The 24,305-nt window shown below is 55.6% G+C and carries 25 protein-coding genes; 14 read left to right on the top strand and 11 right to left on the bottom strand.

The annotated features are described in order from the left end of the window. Positions 1-6 precede the first annotated feature (6 nt). Complete coding sequence (locus DEU53_RS15715; RefSeq protein WP_110867675.1) at positions 7-516, top strand: TIGR00645 family protein; 510 nt, start codon at positions 7-9, stop codon at positions 514-516. Positions 517-666: 150 nt separating this feature from the next. Here DEU53_RS15715 and DEU53_RS15710 read toward each other — a convergent pair whose 3' ends face one another. After that, the gene (locus DEU53_RS15710) at positions 667-1,599 is read right to left on the bottom strand and encodes a LysR family transcriptional regulator (protein ID WP_110867674.1); all 933 of its coding nucleotides are present in this window, start codon (positions 1,597-1,599) and stop codon (positions 667-669) included. A 92-nt stretch (positions 1,600-1,691) separates the two neighbouring features. Here DEU53_RS15710 and DEU53_RS15705 point away from each other — a divergent pair, with 92 nt between their 5' ends. From DEU53_RS15705 to DEU53_RS15690, 4 genes are all read left to right on the top strand, one after another. Then, complete coding sequence (locus tag DEU53_RS15705) at positions 1,692-2,897, top strand: MFS transporter (protein ID WP_110867673.1); 1,206 nt, start codon at positions 1,692-1,694, stop codon at positions 2,895-2,897. Positions 2,898-2,950: 53 nt separating this feature from the next. Then, complete coding sequence (locus tag DEU53_RS15700) at positions 2,951-4,300, top strand: sodium:proton antiporter (RefSeq protein WP_101762737.1); 1,350 nt, start codon at positions 2,951-2,953, stop codon at positions 4,298-4,300. 26 nt (positions 4,301-4,326) lie between these two features. Continuing rightward, the gene (locus tag DEU53_RS15695; protein ID WP_101762791.1) at positions 4,327-4,674 is read left to right on the top strand and encodes a hypothetical protein; all 348 of its coding nucleotides are present in this window, start codon (positions 4,327-4,329) and stop codon (positions 4,672-4,674) included. Between the two features lie 274 nt (positions 4,675-4,948). After that, positions 4,949-5,845, top strand: coding sequence for an alpha/beta hydrolase (locus DEU53_RS15690; RefSeq protein ID WP_110867672.1), 897 nt, complete (start codon positions 4,949-4,951; stop codon positions 5,843-5,845). On the opposite strand, the gene DEU53_RS15685 is transcribed toward DEU53_RS15690, so the two are convergent. Further along, a complete protein-coding gene (locus tag DEU53_RS15685; RefSeq protein WP_110867671.1) occupies positions 5,846-6,763 on the bottom strand; it encodes a bestrophin family protein in 918 nt (305 codons plus the stop codon). Positions 6,764-6,871: 108 nt separating this feature from the next. Further along, entirely contained in the window at positions 6,872-7,774 is a 903-nt protein-coding gene (locus DEU53_RS15680) for a LysR family transcriptional regulator (protein WP_110867670.1), read from the bottom strand. Positions 7,775-7,869: 95 nt separating this feature from the next. On the opposite strand from DEU53_RS15680, the gene DEU53_RS15675 reads away from it, so the two are divergent. Then, on the top strand, positions 7,870-8,691 hold the full coding sequence (locus DEU53_RS15675; RefSeq protein ID WP_110867669.1) for an SDR family oxidoreductase: 822 nt from the start codon (positions 7,870-7,872) through the stop codon (positions 8,689-8,691). A gap of 75 nt (positions 8,692-8,766) precedes the next feature. Here DEU53_RS15675 and DEU53_RS15670 read toward each other — a convergent pair whose 3' ends face one another. The 4 genes from DEU53_RS15670 to gorA form a co-directional block, all read right to left on the bottom strand. Further along, positions 8,767-9,135, bottom strand: coding sequence for a helix-turn-helix domain-containing protein (locus tag DEU53_RS15670; RefSeq protein ID WP_110867668.1), 369 nt, complete (start codon positions 9,133-9,135; stop codon positions 8,767-8,769). 87 nt (positions 9,136-9,222) lie between these two features. Further along, entirely contained in the window at positions 9,223-9,498 is a 276-nt protein-coding gene (locus tag DEU53_RS15665) for a type II toxin-antitoxin system RelE/ParE family toxin (RefSeq protein WP_101762732.1), read from the bottom strand. Between the two features lie 163 nt (positions 9,499-9,661). After that, entirely contained in the window at positions 9,662-10,594 is a 933-nt protein-coding gene (locus DEU53_RS15660) for a nucleoside recognition family protein (RefSeq protein WP_110867667.1), read from the bottom strand. 221 nt (positions 10,595-10,815) lie between these two features. Next, positions 10,816-12,168, bottom strand: coding sequence for a glutathione-disulfide reductase (gene gorA, locus DEU53_RS15655; protein ID WP_101762730.1), 1,353 nt, complete (start codon positions 12,166-12,168; stop codon positions 10,816-10,818). A gap of 126 nt (positions 12,169-12,294) precedes the next feature. Between gorA and rnz the strand changes: the two genes are divergently transcribed. Then, positions 12,295-13,206 carry a ribonuclease Z gene (rnz, locus tag DEU53_RS15650; RefSeq protein WP_110867666.1) on the top strand — a complete coding sequence of 304 codons (912 nt, stop codon included), beginning with the start codon at positions 12,295-12,297 and terminating at the stop codon, positions 13,204-13,206. Here rnz and DEU53_RS15645 read toward each other — a convergent pair. Both DEU53_RS15645 and DEU53_RS15640 read right to left on the bottom strand, forming a co-directional pair. Then, positions 13,203-14,015 (bottom strand): CPBP family intramembrane glutamic endopeptidase, encoded by an 813-nt coding sequence (locus DEU53_RS15645; protein WP_110867665.1) that lies wholly within the window; start codon positions 14,013-14,015, stop codon positions 13,203-13,205. The genes rnz and DEU53_RS15645 overlap by 4 nt on opposite strands. A gap of 40 nt (positions 14,016-14,055) precedes the next feature. After that, positions 14,056-14,898, bottom strand: coding sequence for a 23S rRNA (adenine(2030)-N(6))-methyltransferase RlmJ (locus tag DEU53_RS15640; RefSeq protein WP_101762727.1), 843 nt, complete (start codon positions 14,896-14,898; stop codon positions 14,056-14,058). A 330-nt stretch (positions 14,899-15,228) separates the two neighbouring features. On the opposite strand from DEU53_RS15640, the gene DEU53_RS23200 reads away from it, so the two are divergent. The 5 genes from DEU53_RS23200 to rsmJ all read left to right on the top strand — a co-directional run bounded on the left by DEU53_RS23200 (position 15,229) and on the right by rsmJ (position 20,011). After that, positions 15,229-15,678 carry a hypothetical protein gene (locus DEU53_RS23200; RefSeq protein WP_233501792.1) on the top strand — a complete coding sequence of 150 codons (450 nt, stop codon included), beginning with the start codon at positions 15,229-15,231 and terminating at the stop codon, positions 15,676-15,678. A 127-nt stretch (positions 15,679-15,805) separates the two neighbouring features. Beyond that, on the top strand, positions 15,806-16,381 hold the full coding sequence (locus DEU53_RS15630; protein ID WP_110867664.1) for a hypothetical protein: 576 nt from the start codon (positions 15,806-15,808) through the stop codon (positions 16,379-16,381). Further along, positions 16,324-17,070, top strand: a complete 747-nt coding sequence (locus DEU53_RS15625) for an FKBP-type peptidyl-prolyl cis-trans isomerase N-terminal domain-containing protein (protein ID WP_110867663.1) — start codon at positions 16,324-16,326, stop codon at positions 17,068-17,070. The genes DEU53_RS15630 and DEU53_RS15625 overlap by 58 nt, the downstream gene beginning before the upstream one ends. A 140-nt stretch (positions 17,071-17,210) precedes the next feature. Further along, on the top strand, positions 17,211-19,253 hold the full coding sequence (gene prlC, locus DEU53_RS15620) for an oligopeptidase A (RefSeq protein ID WP_110867662.1): 2,043 nt from the start codon (positions 17,211-17,213) through the stop codon (positions 19,251-19,253). Positions 19,254-19,261: 8 nt separating this feature from the next. Next, entirely contained in the window at positions 19,262-20,011 is a 750-nt protein-coding gene (gene rsmJ, locus DEU53_RS15615) for a 16S rRNA (guanine(1516)-N(2))-methyltransferase RsmJ (RefSeq protein ID WP_110867661.1), read from the top strand. Positions 20,012-20,077: 66 nt separating this feature from the next. On the opposite strand, the gene uspA is transcribed toward rsmJ, so the two are convergent. After that, positions 20,078-20,515, bottom strand: coding sequence for a universal stress protein UspA (gene uspA / locus DEU53_RS15610; protein ID WP_007889892.1), 438 nt, complete (start codon positions 20,513-20,515; stop codon positions 20,078-20,080). Between the two features lie 418 nt (positions 20,516-20,933). Here uspA and uspB point away from each other — a divergent pair, with 418 nt between their 5' ends. Next, the gene (uspB, locus tag DEU53_RS15605; RefSeq protein WP_008108136.1) at positions 20,934-21,269 is read left to right on the top strand and encodes a universal stress protein UspB; all 336 of its coding nucleotides are present in this window, start codon (positions 20,934-20,936) and stop codon (positions 21,267-21,269) included. A 69-nt stretch (positions 21,270-21,338) separates the two neighbouring features. Here uspB and pitA read toward each other — a convergent pair whose 3' ends face one another. Next, complete coding sequence (pitA, locus tag DEU53_RS15600; protein WP_137386695.1) at positions 21,339-22,838, bottom strand: inorganic phosphate transporter PitA; 1,500 nt, start codon at positions 22,836-22,838, stop codon at positions 21,339-21,341. A 242-nt stretch (positions 22,839-23,080) separates the two neighbouring features. On the opposite strand from pitA, the gene DEU53_RS15595 reads away from it, so the two are divergent. Further along, entirely contained in the window at positions 23,081-24,265 is a 1,185-nt protein-coding gene (locus DEU53_RS15595; RefSeq protein ID WP_110867660.1) for an NAD(P)/FAD-dependent oxidoreductase, read from the top strand. Positions 24,266-24,305: the final 40 nt, after the last annotated feature.

Here is a 24,305-nt window from a genome sequence, read left to right as displayed (position 1 = left end):
GAACTTATGGAACGTTTTATCGAAAACCTGATGTATTCATCGCGCTGGCTGCTGGCTCCGGTTTACATGGGACTTTCGTTGGGCCTGCTGGCGCTGACCATCAAATTCTTCCAGGAAATTTTTCACCTGTTGCCGCACGTCTTCAGCATTGCGGAGAACGATTTGATTCTGCTGCTGCTGTCGCTGGTGGATATGACGCTGGTCGGCGGTTTGCTGGTGATGGTGATGCTTTCGGGTTACGAGAACTTTGTCTCCAAGCTGGATATTGATGAGCACAGAGAGAAGCTGAGCTGGCTCGGTAAAATGGACTCCGGCTCGTTGAAAAACAAAGTCGCGGCCTCGATTGTGGCGATTTCGTCGATTCACCTGCTGCGTATCTTTATGGACGCGCGCAACATCGAAAACGAAAAGCTGATGTGGTACGTGATTATCCACCTGACGTTTGTGCTGTCGGCCTTTGTGATGGGCTGGCTGGACAATATGTCGAAGGGGGATAAGAAAGCGGTGAAGATGTAGTTTGTGCGCGCTGTCCCTCACCCCAGCCCTCTCCCGCAAGCGGGCGAGGGGGCTGAGGGTGCTACCATCGGCACAAGCGGGCGAGGAGGCCGACCGCGCTACCATCGGTTCCCTCTCCCGTTGGGAGAGGGTTAGGGTGAGGGAAAACCGCTACCGCGTCGCTGGCTGCGTCCCCGCTAACTTCGGCATCACGTCCCGAACCATGGCGAAAAACTTCTGTAACCGCGCCGGATAGTAGCTGGCCCACGGATAAGTCAGCCACACCGGCAGCGGCGGCGCTTGCCACTCCGGCAACAGCTGAATCAAATCCCCTTTCGCTAAATCCTCCTGCACCACCCACGATGACACCACCGCCGCGCCCATCCCGGCAACGGCGGCTTTGCGCACCGCGTATAAACTGTCGCTGGCGAGGCGCGGGGCAATCGCCAGATTCACCGGCTGACCATCGTTAATACGCTGCAGGGCGATTTCGTTGCGATAAAAACTGGTCAGCGCCAGCCAGGGCAGGTTGGTGAGCTGCGAGACGTCCTCAATCGGCGGGTGCGCGGCCAGCAGCGACGGTGCCGCCACCACAAAGCGCGGCACTTCCGCCAGCAGCACCGCCACGATGGACGCATCGCTGGGCGCACCGACCTGAATGGCGCAGTCGATGTTTTCGCTGATGAAGTCTGGCGTGCGGTCATTCAGCGTCCACTCCACGTTTAAGCGCGGATAGCGATGCAGATAATCAATTAACGGTTCAATCAGCTGATCCTGACCAAACGCATGCGGTGCCCGCACGCGCAGCGTGCCAATCGGGTCGTCGCTGGCACCGGTGAGGTCATCCTCCAGCGCGTGCCAGGTCGCGACCAGCTGACGCGCCTGCGCATAACAGCGCTCGCCATCGTCGGTGAGTTTCAGCGCATGCGTGGTGCGCATAATCAGTTTGAGACCAAGCCGCTGCTCAAGCGCCTGCAGCCGTCGGCTGATAGTGGGCTGCGTGGTGCCGAGCTGGGCGGCGGCGGCGGAGAGCGATCCGCTCTCGACGATGCGAATAAAGGTCTGCATCAGTTCGATACGATCAAGGCTGGATGGGTTGTTCATACGCACCACGCATAACAGTTCTGTGTTTGAGCAGTCTACCGCGTATGGCGGCAACGCGCTTTAATAAGCGCACTTTCACGGGGGAATCCACTATGTCAGCTATATCAACGTCAGCCATGCCAGCTGAAAAACTGCCCGCGCCGCTGGTCTTCACGCTCGCGGCCGGTGCCGGACTCAGTGTCGCATCGATTTACTACAGCCAGCCGATGCTGGATATCATCAGCAAACAATTCAACGTCGGCATCGGCAGCGTCGGCATGGTGCCGATGCTGACGCAAGCCGGTTACGCGCTGGGCATTTTGCTGCTGGCCCCGCTCGGCGACCGCCACGATCGCCGTACCATTATCCTGATTAAAGGTTTGCTGCTGGTTGCCGCGCTGCTGCTGTGTGGCTTCTCGGGCGGATTGAACGCCTTGCTGATCGCCAGCTTCGTCACCGGTTTAACCGCCACCGTGGCGCAGGACATCGTGCCCGCTTCAGCGGCGTTAGCGCCGGAGCGCAGCCGCGGCAAAATCGTCGGCACGGTAATGACGGGATTGCTGGTGGGGATTTTGCTGTCACGCGTGGTAAGCGGCGTGGTGGCGGAGTATTTCGGCTGGCGCACCATGTACATGATTGCGGCGGCGGCGGTGTTGCTGATTAGCGTGGCGCTGTGGCGCGTGCTGCCGCGCTTTACGCCGGGCACGTCGGTGAGCTATCCGCGTTTGCTGCTGTCGCTGGCGCATCTGTGGCAGCACCATCAAACGCTGCGCCGCGCCGCGCTGGCACAAGGTTTGTTGTCGGTGGGCTTTAGCGCCTTCTGGTCAACGCTGGCGTTGATGCTGAGTCAAAACTTCCATCTGGATAGCGCGGTCGCTGGCGCATTCGGCCTCGCCGGAGCCGCGGGCGCATTAGCCGCGCCGTTAGCGGGCAGCGTTGCGGATCGCATCGGTCCGGCGCGTGTTACGCAGTACGGTGCCACGCTGGTAATGGTGTCGTTCGCGCTGATGTTCCTGCTGCCGCTGCTGCCGATGCCGGCTCAGCTTGGTCTGATTATCATCAGCACCATCGGTTTTGATTTGGGGGTGCAGGCCACGCTGGTGGCGCATCAGACGCTGGTTTACAGCCTGGCGCCAGAAGCACGCAGCCGCCTTAACGCCTTGATGTTTACCGTTGTTTTCATCGGCATGGCGACCGGCGCGGCGCTGGGTAGCCTGGCGCTGGCACATTGGGGCTGGACCGGAGTAGTCGCACTCTCAACATTGGCCGCTGCGCTTGCCCTGATGATTCGCCTCGCAAGCCGTCATCTGAAAAACTGATCGCCTAACATGTGCCAGGCTTAAAGGAGAATGTTATTTAAAAACGGAGCGTTATGAATTTCCTGGCCTGGACCGCCGCCACCGGCGGTCTTTTACTTCTTATGTCACTGGCTTCCGGTTGGATACACCGCGGGCCAGTGACCTCATTTGGTCTCTACCTGTTCGCGGGCATTCTATGTGGCCCGTGGATGCTCAATCTGCTGCAAGTCGACATCATCGGTCACGCCAACCTCGCCGCGCATCTTACTGAAATCGCGATGGCAGCCTCGCTGTTTATCACCGGGCTGAAACTGCGCTTACCGCTCAACGCGCATGCGTGGCGGCTTGGCGTCAGGCTGGCGTTTCCCGCGATGCTGCTCACCGTCGGCAGCATGACGGTGCTGGTGCACTGGATCACCGGCTTTGACTGGGCGATGTCGCTGGCGTTTGGTGCCATTGTCGCGCCGACCGATCCGGTGCTCGCCAGCCTGATTTCAGTGAACGATGCGCGTGATGACGATGCCCTGCGCGTAGCGCTCTCCAGCGAAGCGGGCATGAACGACGGCTCGGCGCTGCCGCTGCTGATGCTGGCGATTTTGCTGTTGCAGCCGGGCGAACTCAGCACCGCTGCGCTCGGTGAATGGTTCGCCAAAGATGCGCTGTGGGCGATAGGCGGCGGGCTGGGAATCGGCTTTGCGCTGGGCTGGCTGATCGGCCAGCTGGCGACGCATTTACGTACCGCCAATCAGGATCTGGCACCCAACGATCTGTTCGCGCTGGCGCTGATTGCGCTCAGCTATGCCGCCGCGCAGTCGGTGGATGCGTCGGGCTTCCTCGCCACCTTTGCGGCTGGCGTCGGTTTACGTCGTGCGGAATTGCGCGTGGTGAAGCACTATCCGCAAGATGAGATGTCTGAAGAGGAGCGTTTCTTACCAGCTGAAGCGCGCGTGAATACCGGTCAGCGGATGGCGCAGGGCAGCAGCGGCATGGTGAAATCGGTGGGTTTGGTGATCGGCGATGCGCTCTCCTTCGGTGATACTATCGAGCGTTTGCTGGCGGCGGGCATGATGGTGGTGCTCGGTATTACGCTGGCGCAGCACTGGAATCTCACCGGCATTGGCCTGGCGCTGCTGCTGTTTGTGGTGGTGCGCCCGCTGGCGGTGTGGATCACCACATGGCGCTGCGATATTCCGCTGATGCGACGCTTGCTAATTGGCTGGTTGGGTATTCGCGGCATCGGCAGTATCAATTATATTGCCTATGCATGGGTGCACGGCATGCGTGGACCGCAGGCGGAGCAGATGGTGGACATGGCGCTGACGTTAGTGGTGTGCAGCATTGTGTTGCACGGCATCACGGTCACGCCATTGTTAAACTGGCGTGCTGCCCGTCAGGCCGCCCGCGCCGAACAGAACGAAAAATGATTTATTGGAAATTATTGGAGCCTATTATGAAAGCGTTATTACTCGCCCTCGTTGGGCTGTCGCTGTCGGCCGGTGCGTTGGCTGCCGACGGTGACAATAATCAGGAAGAGAATGTTTATGCCAGCCAGCTGTGTCATCTGGTGAGCAGTGAAAAGAAGACCAGCGATTTGGATGGCTACACCGAGAAGTTGAAGTCGCAACTCGCGGCCAGCCAGTCTTCTTCGGCCATGCAGCAGCCTGAATTCAATGAAGAAATCGCGCAGGAAGTGATTAGCGCATGGCTGGAGTTGGGCGAAGATGAGCGCGGTAAACTGCGTAAAGATCAGCAGCAGTGCGAACAAACGGTAATGACCCAGTTCCAGCAACAGGACTAATACCCGTCATACTTCAAGCTGCAGGTGCGTTGGCTGCGTGTGTTCACCCCAGTCACTTACTTTTGTAAGCTCCTGGGGATTCACACCCTTGCCGCCTCCTGCAGCTCGAATTATTTAGGGTATTCGAAAAAACTCGCGCCTTTTTAGGCGCGTTTTTTTATGGCTTTTTTGTACGATTTACGTACATAATCGCCAACGTCGAAATCAGACACGCGTCACATAATGAGATTCAGCTGTTGAAGCTGGCATTTTTTGCATACTGGCACTGGGCAAGATGATTACACGTCGTCACTTTTTGTTGGCTACTGGAGCAACCGTTCTCTCGATGACCGCGGGCAAGCTGTTTGCCCGCGATGACGTCATTCCGTTGTGGCCCGACGATCCGCCGGGCGGCGGCGGTCCTTCCGGCTTGCTTAAAGTGAATTCGCACGGTTCCTGGACCAATATCGTTTCACCCGCGATTCAGCGTTTCCGCCCGGAAAATCCCAACGGCGAAGCGGTGATTGTGGCGGCGGGCGGCGGCTATCGTTTTATCGGCATGGGCCGCGAAGCCTGGCCGGTAGCGCGCTGGCTTAATGCCAACGGTTATACCGTGTATGTGCTCAGCTACCGTTTGCCGGGTGAGAAGTGGCAGGCGGGCAATCTGGCACCGCTGCAGGATGCGCAGCGCGCCATTCGTCTGGTGCGTTCGATGGAGCGCAAAGTGCATGTGCTGGGCTTTTCTGCCGGTGGCCATCTACTTGGCATGGCGGCGGCGCGTCCGGATTTCGAATCCTATCCGGCGCAGGATCCGCTTGACCAGATCAGGCCGAAGGTGGATAGCGTTGGCCTGATTTATCCGGTGATCACCCTTGAAGCGCCATATCAGCACACCAACACGCATCTGATGATGGTGGGGAAAAACGCCACGCCAAGCCAGGAAGCCAACTGGTCAGTGCAAAATTACGTCACACGTCAATATCCCCCGACGTTCCTCGCGCAGGCCGAGGACGATCGCACCTCCAATCCTCATAATACTGAACTGATGCGCGATACCTGCCGCCGCATGCGCGTGCCGGTTGAGCTGATTGAGCTCAGCAGCGGCGGTCACGGTTTTGGTCTCGGCAAAGCGGGCACGCCTGCCGCATTGTGGGATCAGGCGTATGTGCGTTGGTTGGATAATCAGAGCTGATTACGTCAAATTGAAATGCGCATCCGGCTGCAGTGGTTCCGGTAGCGGCATATCGCCATTCATCGCTTTCAAATTGCGTTCGATAGTGACGCACAGCGCATCGAGCGGCAGATGATTCGGTGCGGTGCCAAACGGATGTTCCAGCTCCTCCGCCAGCGCTTCCAGCGATAAAAAGGTGTAGGAGATAAACATCGACACCAGCGGCGTCATCAGGTGCAAATCCGCCACCAGCGCAAACGGCAGCAGCGTGCAGAACAGATAAACGGTGCGATGCAGAATCAGGCTGTAGGCGAACGGAATCGGTGTGCTGGCAATGCGATCGCAACCGCCCAGAATCGCTGATAGCTGATTCAGATTCTCATCAATGCTTTGCCAGACAATATCCGACACCAACCCTTCATCGCGGCGTAGCGCCAGCCATTCACTCAAACACACTAAAATCTGCGACGTCGGCATCGGATGATGCAACACCGCGCTGTGCCAGTTAGCCGGCAGCAAACGCTGTAAATCGGCCTGCACATCGGTTTTACGCAGGCGATGTTTCAGGCACCAGCAGAACGCCAGCAGCAAGCCGGTAAATTCCCGCACCTGTTCTTCGCTCACGCCACGCATGCTTTTGATCTGCCGCAGCAGCGAGCGCTGGGTGATATGCAGGCTGCCCCACAAGGTGCGGGCTTCAAGAAAGCGCGCATAGCTGGCGTTATTGCGAAAGCCGAGGAAGATGGCGATCGACACCCCAACCAGGCTAAAAGGCGCAGTGGTGAGGTGAATGCCGAAAGTGGAGTACCACGGATAGCCAAAGATGGCGATCAGCGACATCAGCAGGTTAAGTGACAGGCGAAACACGATGTTGCTGAGCACCGATCCATGCCAGTCAAAAAGCCGGAGAAACCAGTGTTGGTGAGGACGTACGATCATTATGCGATGGTGTATTTTTTAGGTTTTGTGGCGACAGGTTACGCCGCCGGGCATCAAAGGATCAACGCCATTGCCAAAGGTTTTAAGACAAAAGCCGTGCTGCTCGCCTCACGCATGACGTGGCAGGCCGACTTTCAGCGCATCGATAAACAGCCGTAGCGCCATGGATTGATGCCGGTTGGGTGGGAACCACAGCGCAATCCCCGCCGATTGCACCCGCCAATCGGCCAGCAGCTCCACCAACTGGCCGCTGCGCATCTCCTTCTCGACATACAGCGACGGCACATAAGCAATGCCTAAACCGGCGAGAGCGGCCTGCGCCATCAGCGCGTTGCTGTCCAAAGTCAGCGTGCCTGGCACGTCAATCTCCTGCTTTTCTTCCGCCTGCGCATATTCCCACTGATAACGTTTTCCGCTCGGTAAGCGCTGGCGAATGCACTGTTGCTGTAGCAGATCGCGCGGATGATTAACCGCCGCGTTTCTCGCCAGATAAGCGGGCGCGGCGACGGTGACAAACGTCAGCGGGCCGCCAAGCGGAACGGCCACCATATCCTGCGGCACATCCTCAATCAGCCGAATGCCGGCATCAAAACCGGCGGCGGTGATATCCACCAACGCACCTTGCGCGGCGAAATCGAGCTGGATATCGGGATAGCGCGCGCTAAAGTCCGCCACCACGTGCTCCAGCAGCAAAGCGATCGCGGCATCGCTGGCGCTGATGCGCAGCGTGCCGTAATGCTGATGGCGGCTGGCGGAGATGTCGTGCAGCACATCATCCATCTGGTTCAGCAGCGGCGAGAGTCGATCCAGCAGTTGCTGCCCGGCATCGGTGAGCGACACGCTACGTGTGGTGCGTTGAAACAGCTGTACGCCCAGATTGTGCTCCAGCGTTTTCACCAGATGGCTGAGTGACGAGCGCTTGAGGCCGAGCATTTCAGCGGCATGACGAAAGCTGCGCTGCTCGCCCAGCGTTTTGATGGCCTGCAGTTCGTGCCAGGAAGGACGTCTCATTGGTGGCTTTTCCTCACCGGGTCATGCGCGATTGGGTAGATTATCTCCACCAGTAAAGCGATCTACCATCAGGTTTTCAATATGAGGAGCACAAGATGAAAACCTGGTTGATTACCGGCGCCAGCAGCGGGCTGGGCCGATTGATGAGTGAACGTTTACTGGCACGCGGCGATCGCGTAGTAGCGACGGTGCGGCGTGAACAGGCGATGGCCGATCTGCAGCAAACCTATGGCGAACGGCTGCAGGTTATTACGCTCGATCTGGCGCACACCGCCAGCATTGCGCCCACCATTGAACGCGCCTTTGCCGCCGTCGATCGCATTGATGTGGTGGTGAGCAATGCCGCTTACGGCCTGTTCGGCGCAGCTGAAGAGTTGAGCGATGCGCAGATTGATCGGCAGATCGCCACCAATCTTACCGGCTCAATCCAGCTGATTCGCGCGGTGATCCCGTTTCTGCGCCAGCAAGGCGGCGGGCGCATCGCACAGGTTTCCTCAGAAGGCGGCCAGGTCGCTTATCCCAATTTCAGCCTGTATCACGCCACGAAATGGGGGATTGAAGGATTTGTCGAGGCGGTGCGCCAGGAAGTCGCCAGTTTCGATATCGATTTCCTGCTGGTGGAACCGGGCCCCACCGCAACCCATTTTGGAGCGGGGCTGGACGTGGCAGATGCGCTAGAAGTTTATCGTGAAAACGCTGCAGGCCAGCTGCGCCAGGCAATTCTTTCAGGCGATTTCACCATTGCTGGCGATGCCGGGAAATGCGTCACGGCGATGATCGCCACGCTGGATCAGGCCAGCATGCCGCTGCGTTTAGCGCTTGGCAGTACGGCGTATCAGAACATCGAAGCTGCGCTGGAAGGGCGGTTGGCGGAGCTGCGCGGGCAACGCGATGTGGCATTCGGCGCGGATGTGTAATCGTATAATTTAAAAATCACGCGAGTGCCATGCAGAACGCGTGGCACAAAAAAGCCGGGAAGACCGGCTTTTTGTTTAATCATCGGTAAGTTGTTCTGGCATGCACTCGTAAAGCTCAGCGAGCTTGGCGAGATTAAAATCACGCGGTTTTTCGCTTTTTTCCATCGCAGAGACAGACGCTTGCGTGATGCCAAGCGCTTCAGCAACCTGCTTTTGGGTCAGTTTACGATAGATGCGCCAAGCGGCGTGAAGAGTGACACCCTTATTAATGGCGATGTCTACGACGTCACCTGGAATCAAGGCGTCATCATTAATACCGGATTCGTAAGGGATTGATTCCCATAGTTCAGTGAAATCAGCATGTTGAGTCATTTTTTCGAACAGCTCGATGGGAACAATTGCCGCTTTGCGGTTGCCAGCACTGTCAGTGATGAATTCGATCATAGGATGTATGTTCCAGTATTCAGCGTTATCAGTTTTTTGAAAACGAGTTGAGAATCTGTGAATTAAGGCAGCAAATCTCTACCTTGATTATTTATATGTTCCGCTGGTACGTCTCATTACCTGCTGAATAGCGATGATTTTCGGTTCCTCGCCTTTGTTGTAGTCGAACAAAACACGATAATTTCCCCATCTAAGCCGATAGTCAGCCTGACCATTTTTCAAAGACTTAACATCCAGATTGGGCGGAACAAGCGGAAACTTTTTTAACTCATTCACTTGCTCATTCAGCTTCTTCCTTTCGTTAGCGTCTGCAATGGCTCGCATCTGCTTCAGAGCAGCTTTGCGCCAATGTAGCTCTGGCATTCCCTTACCTCACTTGTTACAAACACTCCTCACTGGATTTAGATATTATAGATATTCTTTTCTATATCTGCAATGTATATAGATTTTTACTGTGTTTTAGTTCTATATAATCACAAAGCAGAGGGTTTGGCGGCTATCCATCATCAACGCTTTTGAGCCATCTTCAGAATAGAATGGCGTGCACCGTCGCACGCAGCGCAATACCGAGCAGAATGCCAGGCACGGCAAAGCGGAACAGGCGCGGGAATCGGCTCGACAGGCCAAGGTAAATCCCGATGCCGGGCAGGTCAAAGGTCTGAATCAGTAGTCCCGCCGAGGCGTTGATGTTGTGCGCGCTGTATAATCCTTTCTCCACCAATCCCGCCACCACGCCGTAATAGGCGGTGCCGCCCGCCAGACATTTGGTCAGCGCCGGCAGAATATAGACTTCGGAAATATTCAGCTTATCCAGCAGCGGCGACACCAGACGCGTCAGCATTTCAATCCCGCCCGCTTCTTTCAACATGCCAACCACCGATAATGAAATAATCAGCATCGGCAGCGAACCCAGCGCCAGACGAATCGCATCGGATCCGGCGCTATTAATGATGCCAATCAGCCCCATTTTATTTTCACTGTTGGTAACGGCCTCATCTTCATTTAATAGCGCCGCATCGGAAAGTTTGCGGCCAAACAGGTGATAGGTTGCCGCCGCCGCTAATACACCGCCGCAGATCGAAATAATTAGCGCTGTGCTCCAGTGTAATCCCGCCGGAATCAGGGGATAAAAGGTGCTGGCCTGGCCCATCGCAAACAGCATCGCCAGCGTGGCCGCCATATGACGATCGGACGTACCGCGCTTTTCCATGATGGTCAGCGCCGCCAGCGGGGCCGCGAAGCTGACGAAATTAAGTTGAATCATGGCAAAAAATGCCAGCCCGGTAATACCGAAGGGTTTTAATAACGGTGTGGCATGACGTACAACAAAATCCAGTACGCCTTTGACCTCCAGATATTTCATGATGAATAACATCACCACCATAATCGGAATCAATGTGTAGAGCGCCACGTCTACCGAGGCTTTGCCTGCGGACATAATGATATCAATAATATTCATGCCCGATTCCGACCTTTGTTCACACCGTTCTCCCCGTAAAAATAAATAAGCTGGCAATGCCATGAAGTTTGCGGTGCGCATTAATACGCATCCTACAGCAATGAAATAAATCTTATCCTGTGCGTGGATTATTGAGTAGTGAAGAAAAAGGAATGTAAATTGCAGCCATAAAAAAACCAGCCATGAATAAATGGCTGGTTTTTCAATTCCGGCGGGAAATATTAACGCATCGTCACAAACTCTTCCGCCGCCGTTGGGTGAATCGCTACGGTGTTATCGAAGTCTTGCTTGGTTGCGCCCATTTTCAGCGCCACCGCGAAGCCTTGCAGCATCTCATCCATACCGTTACCGATACCGTGAATGCCGACAATCTTCTCTTCCGGGCCAACGCACACCAGCTTCATACGGCACGGCTGGCGATGCTGGGTAACGGCGGTATACATCGCGGTGAAAGAAGATTTATACACTTTCACCTGATCGTCGCCGTACTGTTCGCGCGCCTGCGGTTCGGTCAGGCCCACGGTGCCAATCGGCGGATGGCTGAACACCACGGTCGGCACGTTGCTGTAATCCAGATGCTCGTCCGGTTTGTTGTTGAACAGGCGCTCGGAAAGACGACGACCTGCCGCCACGGCCACCGGCGTCAGTTCCACCGCGCCGGTGTTGTCACCTACCGCGTAGATGCCTTTCACGCTGGTGTTCTGGAACTTATCGACGTTGATGTAACCTTTGTCGTTCAGCGCCACGCCGGTTGCTGCCAGGTTGAGGTTGTCGGTCGCCGGCTCACGGCCAATCGCCCACACCAGGCAATCCACGGTTTGCTCGTGGCCGCTTTCCAGCTGCAGCGTCAGGCTGCCGTCGGCGTTTTTAATCACGGCTTTTGGAATCGATTCGGTGTGCAGCGTTGGGCCTTCGGCCTGCATCACTTCTACCAGCGTATCGACGATCAGCGGATCGAAGCTGCGCAGTGGCGCATGCTTACGTACGAAGAGATGCGTTTCCGCACCCAGCGCATTGACCACGCCCGCCAGCTCCACCGCGATGTAACCCGCGCCCACGACCGCCACGCGTTTTGGCAGCGCATCGAGTTCGAAGAAACCGTCAGAATCGATACCGTATTCCGCGCCCGGCACGTTTGGATGGCTTGGACGCCCGCCGGTGGCGATCAGAATATGATCGGCAGTGAGTGTTTCACCGTTCACTTCCACGGTGTTGGCATCGATAAAGCGCGCGAAACCTTTGATCACCTCAACCTTGTTTTTACCCAGCACGTTGTCGTACGAGCTGTGAATGCGGTCGATGTAGGCGCTGCGGTTTTTCACCAGAATTGACCAGTCAAACCGGTTTACCGTGGTATCAAAGCCATAATCTGGTCCATAAAGATGAATAGCTTCAGCGATTTGTGCCGCATGCCACATGACCTTTTTCGGTACGCAGCCGACGTTGACACAGGTGCCGCCCAGCTCTTTGGCTTCAATCAGCGCGCACTTCTGGCCATGCATCGCAGCACGGTTAATCGAGGCGATACCGCCGCTGCCGCCGCCGATGGCGAGGTAGTCAAAATGTCTGGTCATCCGTTATGTCCGTCTGTTGGAAGAAAATTGGCATAGAGTTTAACGCCAGGATGATTATTGACGCAAAGATTGCACCTATGATTGTAATAGCATTGATTTTTATGTCCGATTACAGGGAAGCATAGCATGCAACTGACATTCCTCGGCACCGGCGGCGGTGCGCCCAGCCTGCAACGTAACGTCACGGCGATAGCGCTGACGCTATCGAAACGTGGCGACACCTGGCTGTTTGACTGCGGCGAGGCGACGCAGCATCAATACATGCGCTCTGCGCTAAAGCCGGGCAAGCTGGAGAAAATCTTTATCACCCATCTGCACGGCGACCATATCTTTGGGCTGCCGGGTTTGCTCACCAGCCGCTCCATGGCCGGCATCCCCGAACCGATGACCATTTACGGGCCGAAAGGTATTCGCCAGTTTATCGAGACGGCGCTCAGTTTGAGTGGCTCGTACACCTCTTATCCGCTGGAGATTATCGAGATTGAAGCCGGTTTGGTGCTGGATGACGGCGAAGTGCGCGTGACGGCCTGGCCGATGAATCATGTGATTGAGTGTTATGGCTATCGCATCGAGCAGCACGATAAACCGGGCTTCCTTGATGCGCCGCGTCTTAAAGCGGAAGGCGTACCGCGCGGGCCGTGGTATCAGGATTTGAAAGCGGGTAAGCGCATCCAGCTGGAAGATGGTCGCGAGATCAACGGTGCGGATTATCTTGGCCCGGCTACCAAAGGCAAAGTGCTGGCGATATTTGGCGATACCGCGCCCACCGACGTGGCGCTCCAGCTGGCGGCTAATGCCGATGTGATGGTGCATGAAACCACGCTGGAGGCGGCGCTGCAGGAGAAAGCCAATGGACGCGGCCACTCAACCACCATTCAGGCTGCGGAAGTAGCGAAACAGTCGGGGGCGAAGCGCATGATCGCCACGCATTTCAGCTCGCGCTATTTGTCTAAGGATCGGGAAAAACTGTTGGCGGAGTGCCAGTCGGTGTTTGCTGCGACCGAGCTGGCACATGATTTCGCGGTGTTCGAGGTTTAGTGCTGTAGCGCCGGATAGGTGAAGAACAGCAGATGCGTCATGTTGAACAGGAAATGGATACCGGTGGCGACCCACAGGCGTCCGCTCCACTGCCACGCCAGGCCGTAAATCAATCCGGCGAGCGTGGCGAAGATCATCAGCAGCGGCCCGCCGGGGAAGTGCGCCAGACCAAACAGCAGCGACGTCAGCAACAGGGCCGCCACGGCACCAATGTGCTGGCGCAGACGCTGTTGCAGATAGCCACGAAAGAACGCTTCTTCTGCCAGTGATACGAAGAACAGGTTCGCCAGCATAAAACTGCCCAACCATTCCGGCCAGTGGGGTTCAACGGCCAGGCCACCCAACTGCACCGCGACATACAGCAGCAGCGGAATCGCCGCCAGCAGCGCCAGCCACAAAATTTTAAGTCGCGGCGGCGCAGATTGGGTGCGGAACAGCTGCGGCAAGCAGATGAGCAGCACAAACGGAATCAGCGCTTTATCGAAGTTGTACGAGAAACTAAAGGGCAGGCTGAGCGGCCCGGCCTGCACATCTTCCACCTGGCGCGGATTTTTGAAGCCCGGGAAAAAGTGTACAAACAGGCCGATGGCAATGGCAACCAGCGCGGCTTCACTCACCCACTGAATCCAGCGCGCGTTATTTTCCACGCGAATCCAGGCGATGACGGCAATGGCGCCGAGCAGCAGCATCGCCGGCCAATCCAGCACATCCTGGAACAGCCCAAGAATGGTGGCGAGCGTGAGCAGCAGTACCGAAAAACGTTTGGCGGGCGGCAGCACAGCAAGCGCGCCAGCCAGAATGATCCACATGATAATAGTCCTAATTGGCTGGCGACGCGGTAAGGCGAACTTACTCTGGCACGATCTGCGTGACGCTGAAGTGACCGGTTCCGGCCGGCACCAGCTTCTGATGCAGCCACGGCAGCAGCTCTTCCATCTGCGCTTTCAGCTTCCACGGCGGGTTAATCACGATCATGCCGGAAGCCGTCATGCCGCGCTGATCGCTGTCTGGACGCACCGCCAGTTCAATCTGCAGAATGTTGCGGATATTGGTGGCCTGCAGATCTTTAACCATGTGTTTGATCTGCTGACGCATCACCACCGGATACCACAGCGCAAACACGCCGGTGGCGAAACGCTTGTGACCTTCCTGAATGCCTTTCACCACATCCTGATAATCGCTTTTCAACTCATACGGCGGATCGATCAGAATCAGGCCGCGGCGGCTCAGCGGCGGCAGCTTGGCTTTCAGCTGCTGGTAGCCATCACCACGCGCCACGCGCGCGCGGGAATCTTTGCTGAACTCGGTGCGCAGCAGCGGGTAATCGCTGGAGTGCAGCTCTGTCAGCTCCATTTTGTCCTCTTCACGCAGCAGGAAGCGGGCAATCAACGGCGAACCAGGATAGTACTTTAAGGTGCCGTGCGGATTGAGATTACGCACCGCCGAGAGATACGGCTTGAGCAACTCCGGCACATCCGGCTGCTGCCAGATGCGGCCAATGCCTTCCAGATATTCACCGGTACGCTCGGCGTGCTCTCCGCTCAGCAGGTAACGTCCGGCACCGGCGTGGGTATCCAGATAGAGGAAAGGTTTTTCCTTCTCCATCAGAGCGGTGAGGATCAGGCTTTCAACGGTGTGTTTCAGCACGTCGGCATGGTTGCCGGCATGAAAACTGTGGCGATAACTCAGCATAAAAAAAGGGGGTCCGCGGTTGCATCAAAGGGAGTGAAAACATCGTGTGTGGCGCGATTATAGCCGCGCTGCATAAAAATTGCTGACGTTTTGGCTGCCGCTTAAGTTTTGCGCCAATGCGCCGCTATAGCCCGGTGCGATCAGACTTCTTGCCGGTAAATTTGCTACGGAATGACGTGATACTCGAAATTTCATCACGGATTAAGTAAGTTAGTTTCCGATAACGAAGCGGTCATGAGCGAAATGCCAGGTGGTTCTGGCAGGAAACTTTCCGGTGAAGACCGTATAATTTTTTGCTTAAAGCATCTCAAACAACTCCTGGTGACAATAATGAAAAAAATGACTGGTGTCGCGGTGGCAAGCCTGTTGGTACTGACTGGCTGCGCGAAACAACAACCCGTTCATAGTTTAGTAACGCCGCCGACTGCGGACGAACAATCCGCCGCGCAAACCGCGCCAGAGCAGCAAGGTACGCCATTTGTGGCTTCAGCGCCGGCGCAACCCGCGACGGCTTCACTCAGTGACGACCGTTCCAGCAACATTCAGCAGTGCCGTAAAGAGCTCGACGCGATGCGTCTGTATAGCCAGGCGTCATTTGACAGCTATCAGGCCGAATTCCAGAAAATCGGTGCCCAGACCAATAAATATCTGCAAATTAAAGATTCGATTGGCGCGGATATAAACGACTTAGTGATGCCGCGTTATCAATTCCAGATTCGTGAATTGTGCTTCCGTATTAAGACACGTCTGTCACAGCTGATTATTCGTCAGGCCGGTTAAACCATAACGATTTAACTGCATTCGCTAAGTAGCAGCGCGAAATTTCGTGCTGAGGATGGGCTTCATCTCTATTTTATTAATAGAGATGAAGCCTTTTGTGTTCTTAAGGCTGTTACAGGAGATTGTGATGACACAGCGTCATCTGCCGTTTGTCTTTATTATCATCGCATTGTTCTTCCCTGCTCTGGCCTGCGCGGCCGCTGAAGATGATGTATTGCAAGCGTTTGGCGATGCAGCCCGCACGTTGCCTCCTGTTCCAGTGCAAAAGCCAAAACCTCAGCTAAAACCGGTAGCGCCAAAATTAGCTGAGAAACCTGCCGTAAAATCGAAAACGCCGGAGCAGCTTCACCAGCTCCGTGCGCAAATAAGCGAGCTTGAAAAACAGAAAGCCGCACTGCAACTAAAGAATGAACAGCATGAAAAAGCGCTGAAAGAACAGCAGGCGAACAGCGATAACAAACGGGCGGCGCTGGATGAAGAAAAACAGCAGCAAACACTAAATATCATCCGGCTAACTCAAGAGCTCAAAGCCGCACAGCAGCAAACGACGGATGCAACCGCGCTACGTAAGCAACTTACCGCAGCGCAGGCTGCTGCTAAGCGCGATCAGGATGCGCTAAAAACTCAGCTGGCCGAAAGTGAAAAATGTCGCAGGCACTACAAAAACAACAATCTGAGAGTGAGAAAAAGCTCGCGTCACTGAATGAAGTAAAAGTGATGCAGCAGCAAAACATAGTGAAACTCACCGCTGAACTGGAGGCTGCGAAAAAGCAGCCAGCAGCAGTGGTTGCAGCCGCAGAACCCAAAACCGATGCTGAGCGCGATGGCTATATGCTGGGGCAATCGATCGCCAGCAATGCGGTCGTTCAACTACAGATGGTAAAAGATACCGGTCTCACCATCAGCATTGATCAGTTGATCGCGGGATTCAGCACGCAGTTACAAACTGGCACTTCGCTAATGAACAGTGAAGAGATGTCACGGCGATATGCTGCGATGCAGGAGACGATCAATAAAAAGATGGGATCGCTGATTGAGAAGGGCTATGACCAGCTCAACAAACATTTAGAACAGCGCAAAGCGTTAGTGACGCAAAATGGTGTGCGTTGGTTTGCCGTAAAAACAGCCAAAGCTAAGCTTATTCCTGACCAGCAAGTGGAAGTCAGCGTGAAAGTCAGTACCTTAGGCGGCAAAGTGATTAACGATTTTGCTGATGACAAAGTGCCGTTTGATAACAATCTGCCTCCCATGTTGTATGAAGGGATGTCGTTAACGGGAGCCGGCGGCGCAGTAGAAGGCTGGGCACTGGCAAAAGATATCATCGAACGCGAACCGCTGCCGCCGTGGGTGGCGCCCTACGATGTGATTCACTACCAACTCGCGATTAAATAATCTTCAGCCCGCCTTCTGGCGGGCTTTTCTTCATAAGTCCAGGCTCAGTGGCATTGATTTTCCTGTCATCAAGCCGCATGTTAGTAAAATGCGTCGCGCGAGCATTCGCGCCACTACTTCATCATGAAAGGACTGCGCTTATGACCAATCCGTTACTCACGCCTTTTTCGCTGCCCCCGTTTTCTGCTATCAAACCTGAACATGTGGTTCCTGCGGTTACCGAAGCGCTGAACGACTGTCGCGCAGCGGTAGAGCGCGTTGTGGCGCAAGGCGCGCCTTACACCTGGGAAAATCTGGTGCAGCCGTTGGCTGAAGTTGACGATCGCTTAGGTCGCCTGTTCTCGCCGGTCAGCCATCTGAACTCGGTGAAAAACAGCCCGGAACTGCGCGAAGCTTACGAGCAAACGCTGCCGCTGCTGTCCGAATACAGCACCTGGGTCGGCCAGAATGAAGGTTTGTATCAGGCCTATCGCAACCTGAAAGAGGGCGATAGCTACGCGGCGCTGGATACCGCGCAGAAGAAAGCGGTGGATAACAGCCTGCGTGATTTCGAGCTGTCCGGTATTGGCCTCGATAAAGAGAAGCAAAAGCGCTACGGCGAAATCGCGGCACGTCTTTCTGAATTGGGTTCGACCTACAGCAACAACGTGCTCGACGCCACCATGGGCTGGAGCAAGCTGGTGACCGATGAAGCGGAGCTGGCGGGTATGCCGGAAAGCGCGCTGGCCGCCGCCAAAGCGCAGGCCGAAGCCAAAGAGCAACAAGGCTGGCTGCTGACGCTGGATATCCCAAGCTATCTGCCGGTGATGACTTACTGCGACAACGCTGCGCTGCGTGAAGAGCTGTACCGCGCATATTCAACGCGTGCTTCCGAACAGGGCCCGAATGCCGGCAAATGGGACAACGGTCCGGTGATGGCGGAAGAGCTGGCGCTGCGTCATGAACTGGCTCAGCTGCTGGGCTTCGACTCTTACGCCGACAAATCGCTGGCAACCAAAATGGCGGAAAATCCGGCGCAGGTCATCGACTTCCTGACCGATCTGGCGAAACGTGCCCGTCCGCAGGGTGAAAAAGAGCTGGCTCAGCTGCGCGCCTTCGCGAAGAAAGAGTACGGCGTCGACGAGATGAATCCGTGGGATCTGACGTATTACGGCGAGAAACAGAAACAGCATCTTTACACCATCAGCGACGAGCAGCTGCGTCCGTACTTCCCGGAAGCGCGCGCGGTGAGTGGTCTGTTCGAGGTGGTTAAACGCATTTACGGCATCACCGCTAAAGAGCGTAAAGACGTCGATGTTTACCATCCAGACGTGCGCTTCTTCGACCTGTTCGACGAAAGCGGTGAACTGCGCGGCAGCTTCTACCTCGATCTCTACGCACGTGAACACAAGCGTGGCGGTGCGTGGATGGACGATTGCGTCGGCCAGATGCGTAAAGCCGACGGCAGCCTGCAGAAGCCAGTGGCCTATCTCACCTGCAACTTTAACCGTCCGCTGCAGGGCAAACCGGCGCTGTTCACGCACGATGAAGTGATCACTCTGTTCCATGAATTCGGTCACGGTCTGCATCACATGCTGACGCGCATCGAAACGCCGGGCGTGTCTGGCATCAGCGGTGTGCCGTGGGATGCCGTCGAGCTCCCGAGCCAGTTTATGGAAAACTGGTGCTGGGAGCCGGAAGCGCTGGCGTTTATCTCCGGCCACTACGAAACCGGTGAACCGCTGCCGAAGGAACTGCTGGATAAAATGCTGGCGGCGAAAAATTATCAGGCGGCGCTATTTATTCTGCGTCAGCTGGAGTTCGGCCTGTTCGATTTCCGTCTGCATACCGAATTCGATCCCGCCCAAGGTGCGCGCATCCTCGAAACCCTGCGTGAAGTGAAGAAGCAGGTTGCCGTGGTGCCAAGCCCGGAATGGGGCCGTTTCCCGCACGCCTTCAGCCACGTCTTTGCTGGCGGATATGCGGCTGGTTACTACAGCTATCTGTGGGCCGACGTGTTGGCTGCCGATGCCTATTCGCGCTTCGAAGAAGAGGGCATTTTCAACCGTCAGACTGGTCAGTCGTTCCTCGACAACATCCTGACGCGTGGCGGTTCCGAAGAGCCCATGGAGCTGTTCAAACGCTTCCGTGGTCGTGAACCGCAGCTCGATGCGATGCTGGAACACTACGGAATTCAGGGATAAGCCGGCTTGTGAAAATTGGTTTAATCGATGAAACGGGCGCCGGAGACGGCGCCTTATTACATTTAGCCGAGCGCTGGGGTTTGCAGCAGGACGAACAGGCGACGATGGCGCTGGTGTTAACCGCTGAGCATCTTGAGTTGCGTAAACTGGATGAGCCGAAACTCGGCGGCATCTTTGTGGATTTCGTCTCGGGCGCGATGGCGCATCGGCGTAAGTTTGGCGGCGGTCGCGGCGAAGCGGTGGCAAAAGCGGTCGGCATCAAAAGCGGTTATCTGCCAGACGTGGTTGATGCAACGGCCGGTTTGGGGCGCGATGCGTTTGTGCTGGCGGCGCTGGGCTGTCGCGTGCGCATGCTGGAGCGCCATCCGGTGGTGGCGGCCTTGCTGGACGATGGTTTGCGTCGCGGTTATCAGGATGCGGAGATTGGCGGCTGGCTGCGCGATCGGCTGACGTTGCTGCACGCTGTTAGCCAGCAAGCGCTGAGCGATATCACGCCTGCGCCGGATGTGGTCTATCTCGATCCGATGTATCCGCATCGCCAGAAAAGCGCGATGGTGAAGAAAGAGATGCGGGTGTTTCAGTCGTTGGTCGGTGCGGATGATGATGCTGATGCGTTGCTGGAACCGGCGCGCCGTCTGGCGAAGAAGCGCATTGTGGTGAAGCGTCCGGATTACGCGCCGCCGTTAGCGGGCGTGGTGACGCAGGATGCGGTGGTGACCAAAAGCCATCGTTTTGATATTTATCCGCCGCAGGGGTAATAACGCAAACAATGCGCAATACATTGCGCCGCTACAAAAAATCAGGCCGGTAACCCGGCCTGATTTTTATTCTTCGTCTTCGTCGCGTAACGGCACAATCAACATGTCGATATGCACGGTGTTAATCAACTGGCGCGCCGATGACATCAGCTTGCTCCAGAAGTCCTGATGGTGACCACACACTACCAAATCCACATCATATTTCTTAATCGCATCCACCAGCACCTGGCCAAGATCGCCGCTGCCGCTCAGGGTTTCACTGATCGGATAACCGGCGTTAATCGACAGCTCTTTCAGCGCGGTGTGCGTCTCTTCAGAAATACGCTTCTGCATGTCGCCCAGATTGACATCAATCAGCCCGGTGTAGAGGTCTGAATAGTTCACATCAACGTGGATCAGCGAGATTTTTGCATCATAAGGACGGGCCAGCGAAACGGCTTTATCAACCAGCAACTGGCTTTCCGGGGAAAGGTCTACTGCAATCAGGATGTGTTTATAAGCCATGATAAAACTCCTTTCTCAAGATTCGGGGCAATCTTCCTGCTTTCACGGTCGGCGATTCCTTTGCGCGAGACGGCGATGAAGCGCCACCAACCAACTATTTCAGCCTTGCAGGCGGTTTTTGTTATGTCCTGAGTATAGCCAGAGTTGTTAACAAATGCTGCAAGCGCAAGTTCGCTTGTGAGGAAGATCAAGCGTTATCGGCTTTTTCACTCGCCCTGAACGAAAATCATCGCTGGAAAAAAATTCAACAGATCTCCTACACTGAAAATAAGTGCCACTGCCATATGCGTTGCGCACTCAGGTTCGCATAACAACAATGCAATCGACATCATTCAATGGCTGGTTTATTTCCCGTGCGGCGTCTACAGCAATTCCCCGCTGCGTTCGACGTCGTTGCGGCTCCAGCCGGGAGGGGAACATGATCAGCACTATCGCGCTTTTTTGGGCTCTGTGTGTGGTTTGTCTGGTGAATATGGCGCGCTATTTCTCTTCTTTGCGCTCACTTTTAGCCGTTTTGCGCGGTTGCGATCCGCTGTTATATCAATACGTGGATGGTGCGGGTTTCTTCACGTCGCACGGGCAGCCGAGTAAGCAGGTGCGGCTGGTGCGCTATATCTGGGAGAAGCGCTATCACGATCATCATGACGACGAGTTCATTCGCCGCTGTGAGCGCGTGCGCGGGCAGTTTGTGCTGACCAGCGGGCTCTGCTTTTTGGTGGTGGTGAGTTTGATTGCGATGGCGATCTGGCAATAAAAAGGGCAATAAAAAAGGGCAATAAAAAAGGGCGACATCGCGTCGCCCTCGAATATTTCTGCGCTTTGCTTAGATCAGTTTCAGTGCAATCCAGTAGAGCGAACCCGACAGCAAAATACACACCGGCAAGGTGAACACCCACGCCATAGCGATATTTTTGATGGTGCGACTCTGCAATCCTCCGCCATCGACCAGCATAGTACCGGCCACCGACGACGACAGAATGTGCGTGGTAGAAACGGGCATACCGGTGTAACTGGCCACGCCAATCGATACTGCGGCCGTCACCTGCGCCGACATCCCTTGCGCATACGTCATGCCTTTCTTACCGATTTTCTCACCAATGGTGGTGGCAACACGACGCCAGCCAATCATGGTGCCGATGCCCAGCGCCAGCGCCACAGCCACAATAATCCAGATCGGTGCGTACTCAACGGTGCCCAGCAAATCGCTTTTCAGCTTGTTGAGGAAGCGCTTATCGTCCGCGCTGGTTTCCGGCAGCTTGGCCACTTTATCTACGGTATCGGAAACGCACAGCAGCAGGCGACGCATCTGGCTGCGTTGATCAACCGTCAGCTGATCGTAGCTCTGCAGATTGTTCAGCAGCAGCTGCGCACGATCGATAGCCTGCAGCGCACGGCTGCTGTCGCAATGGAACTCCTGCGGACCGCCAAGCGATTCATCTGGCGTTGGCACCACAGGCGGCGCCATCTGCACCATGTGCGTCAGTGATTCGTTGTGCTGCTGATAATACTGCTCCAGATGGTTTACGGCATCGCGCGTGCGGGTGATGTCATAACCCGACGCATTCAGGTTCACCACAAAACCAGCCGGCGCAACGCCGATCAGCACCAGCATAATCAGGCCAATGCCTTTCTGACCATCGTTAGCGCCGTGTGAGTAGCTCACGCCAATCGCGGAAACGATCAGGGCAATGCGCGTCCAGAACGGGGGCTTTTTCTTGCCATCAATCTTTTCACGGTCAGCAGGCGTCATGTGGATGCGTGAACGCTTGGTGGTTCCGCTCCAGTAGCGACGCAGGATAAAGATCAGACCTCCTGCAATCACCAGACCTACAATCGGCGAAAGAATCAGGGACATGAAGATATTGATGACTTTCGGCAGGTTGAGCGCGTCAACCACCGAGGTGCCGGTCATCAGGGCGTTGGTGAGACCAATACCGATGATGGCGCCAATCAATGTGTGAGAACTGGACGCCGGCAAACCCAAATACCAGGTGCCAAGGTTCCAGATAATCGCGGCCAGCAGCATGGAGAAGACCATGGCAAGGCCGTGGGCCGAACCGACATTCAACAGTAAATCGGTCGGAAGCATGTGAACGATGGCATACGCCACGCTCAATCCACCAAGTAAAACACCTAAGAAGTTGAAAACACCCGCCATGACAACCGCCAGTTGCGCCCGCATCGCACGGGTATAAATGACAGTCGCGACCGCGTTAGCAGTGTCGTGAAAACCGTTGATTGCTTCGTAAAACAATACAAACAGCAGAGCAAGAATCAGTAACAGGCTGGTACTGAGGTCGAGACCAGCAAACAGATGTAGCATAAACGTTACGCCATTTTGGGAGGACATGAACGCGGCGCATTATCTGCGACAACGTGCGCGATATGAAAGAAAAATATAGCTCTTTATTGTCTTAAAATTGTAATGCAGCGTATAGATTTAGCTGAAAACAGCTTAAAATTAGTAAGTTACATTATGACACATTTACGGCATTTTTTTGAAGCTGGCGCTAAAAGCCGCAAATCCCTACAATCAGCGCCTTTCGGGCAAGGCGGATAAAAGCAGTGGAAAAGTTTGACGTTATCATTATTGGTGCAGGCGCAGCCGGCATGTTCTGTGCGGCGCAGGCGGGACAATTGGGTCGCCACGTATTGCTGCTGGATAACGGCAAAAAAGCCGGTCGCAAGATTTTGATGTCGGGCGGCGGTCGCTGCAACTTCACCAACATGCACACCGAACCGGCGGCGTATCTGTCGCACAATCCGCATTTCTGCAAATCGGCGCTGGCGCGCTACAACCAGTGGGATTTCATCGATCTGGTCAATCGCCACGGCATTGCGTATCACGAGAAAACGCTCGGGCAATTATTCTGCGATGACTCCGCACAGCAGATTGTCGATCTGCTGTTGAAAGAGTGTGATGCCGGGCAGGTGACGCTGCGCCTGCGCAGTGAAGTGCTGAGCGTTGAGCGCGACGATAACGGTTATACCTTGCAGCTGAACGGCACATCGGTGCAGGCAGAAAAACTGGTGATCGCCAGCGGCGGGCTCTCAATGCCAGGCCTCGGCGCCACGCCGTTTGGCTATAAAGTGGCGGAACAGTTCGGCCTGAAAGTGTTCCCAACGCGCGCGGCATTGGTGCCGTTCACGCTGCATAAACCGCTGCTGGAACAGCTCAACACGCTGTCGGGCGTCGCGCTGCCCACCACCATCACCGCGCAGGACGGCACCTTATTTAAAGAAGCGATGCTGTTTACCCATCGCGGCTTATCGGGGCCCGCCGTGCTGCAAATCTCCAGCTACTGGCAGCCGGGTGAATTCGTCACCATTGATTTGTCACCTGCCACTTCGCTGGATGATTTCATTCATGTGCAGCGCGAAGCGCATCCCAATCTCAGCCTGAAAAACAGCCTGGCGAAAATTCTGCCAAAACGGTTGGTGGAAGTGCTGCAGGAGCTAAAGCAGATTCCTGACGTCACGCTGAAGCAGCTAAACAGCAAGCAGCAGGGCGAACTGGTCAGCACGCTACATCAATGGCGCGTGCAGCCAAACGGCACCGAAGGCTATCGCACCGCCGAAGTGACGCTAGGCGGCGTCGATACCACCCAACTGTCGTCAAAAACCATGGAAGCGCGCGATGTGCCAGGTTTGTTCTTTATCGGCGAAGTGGTGGACGTTACCGGTTGGCTGGGCGGCTACAACTTCCAGTGGGCGTGGAGCTCGGCCTGGGCGTGCGCGCAGGCGCTTTAACTCACGTCGCTATGATGGCGCATTTCCTTTCTCCAGCGGA

Origin of the sequence: Pantoea sp. AG1095 (assembly GCF_003208415.1) — a bacterium.
Classification (GTDB): domain Bacteria; phylum Pseudomonadota; class Gammaproteobacteria; order Enterobacterales; family Enterobacteriaceae; genus Pantoea; species Pantoea leporis.
Note: the sequence above shows the minus strand (reverse complement) of the source record. Positions and strands in the feature narration are given on the sequence as shown.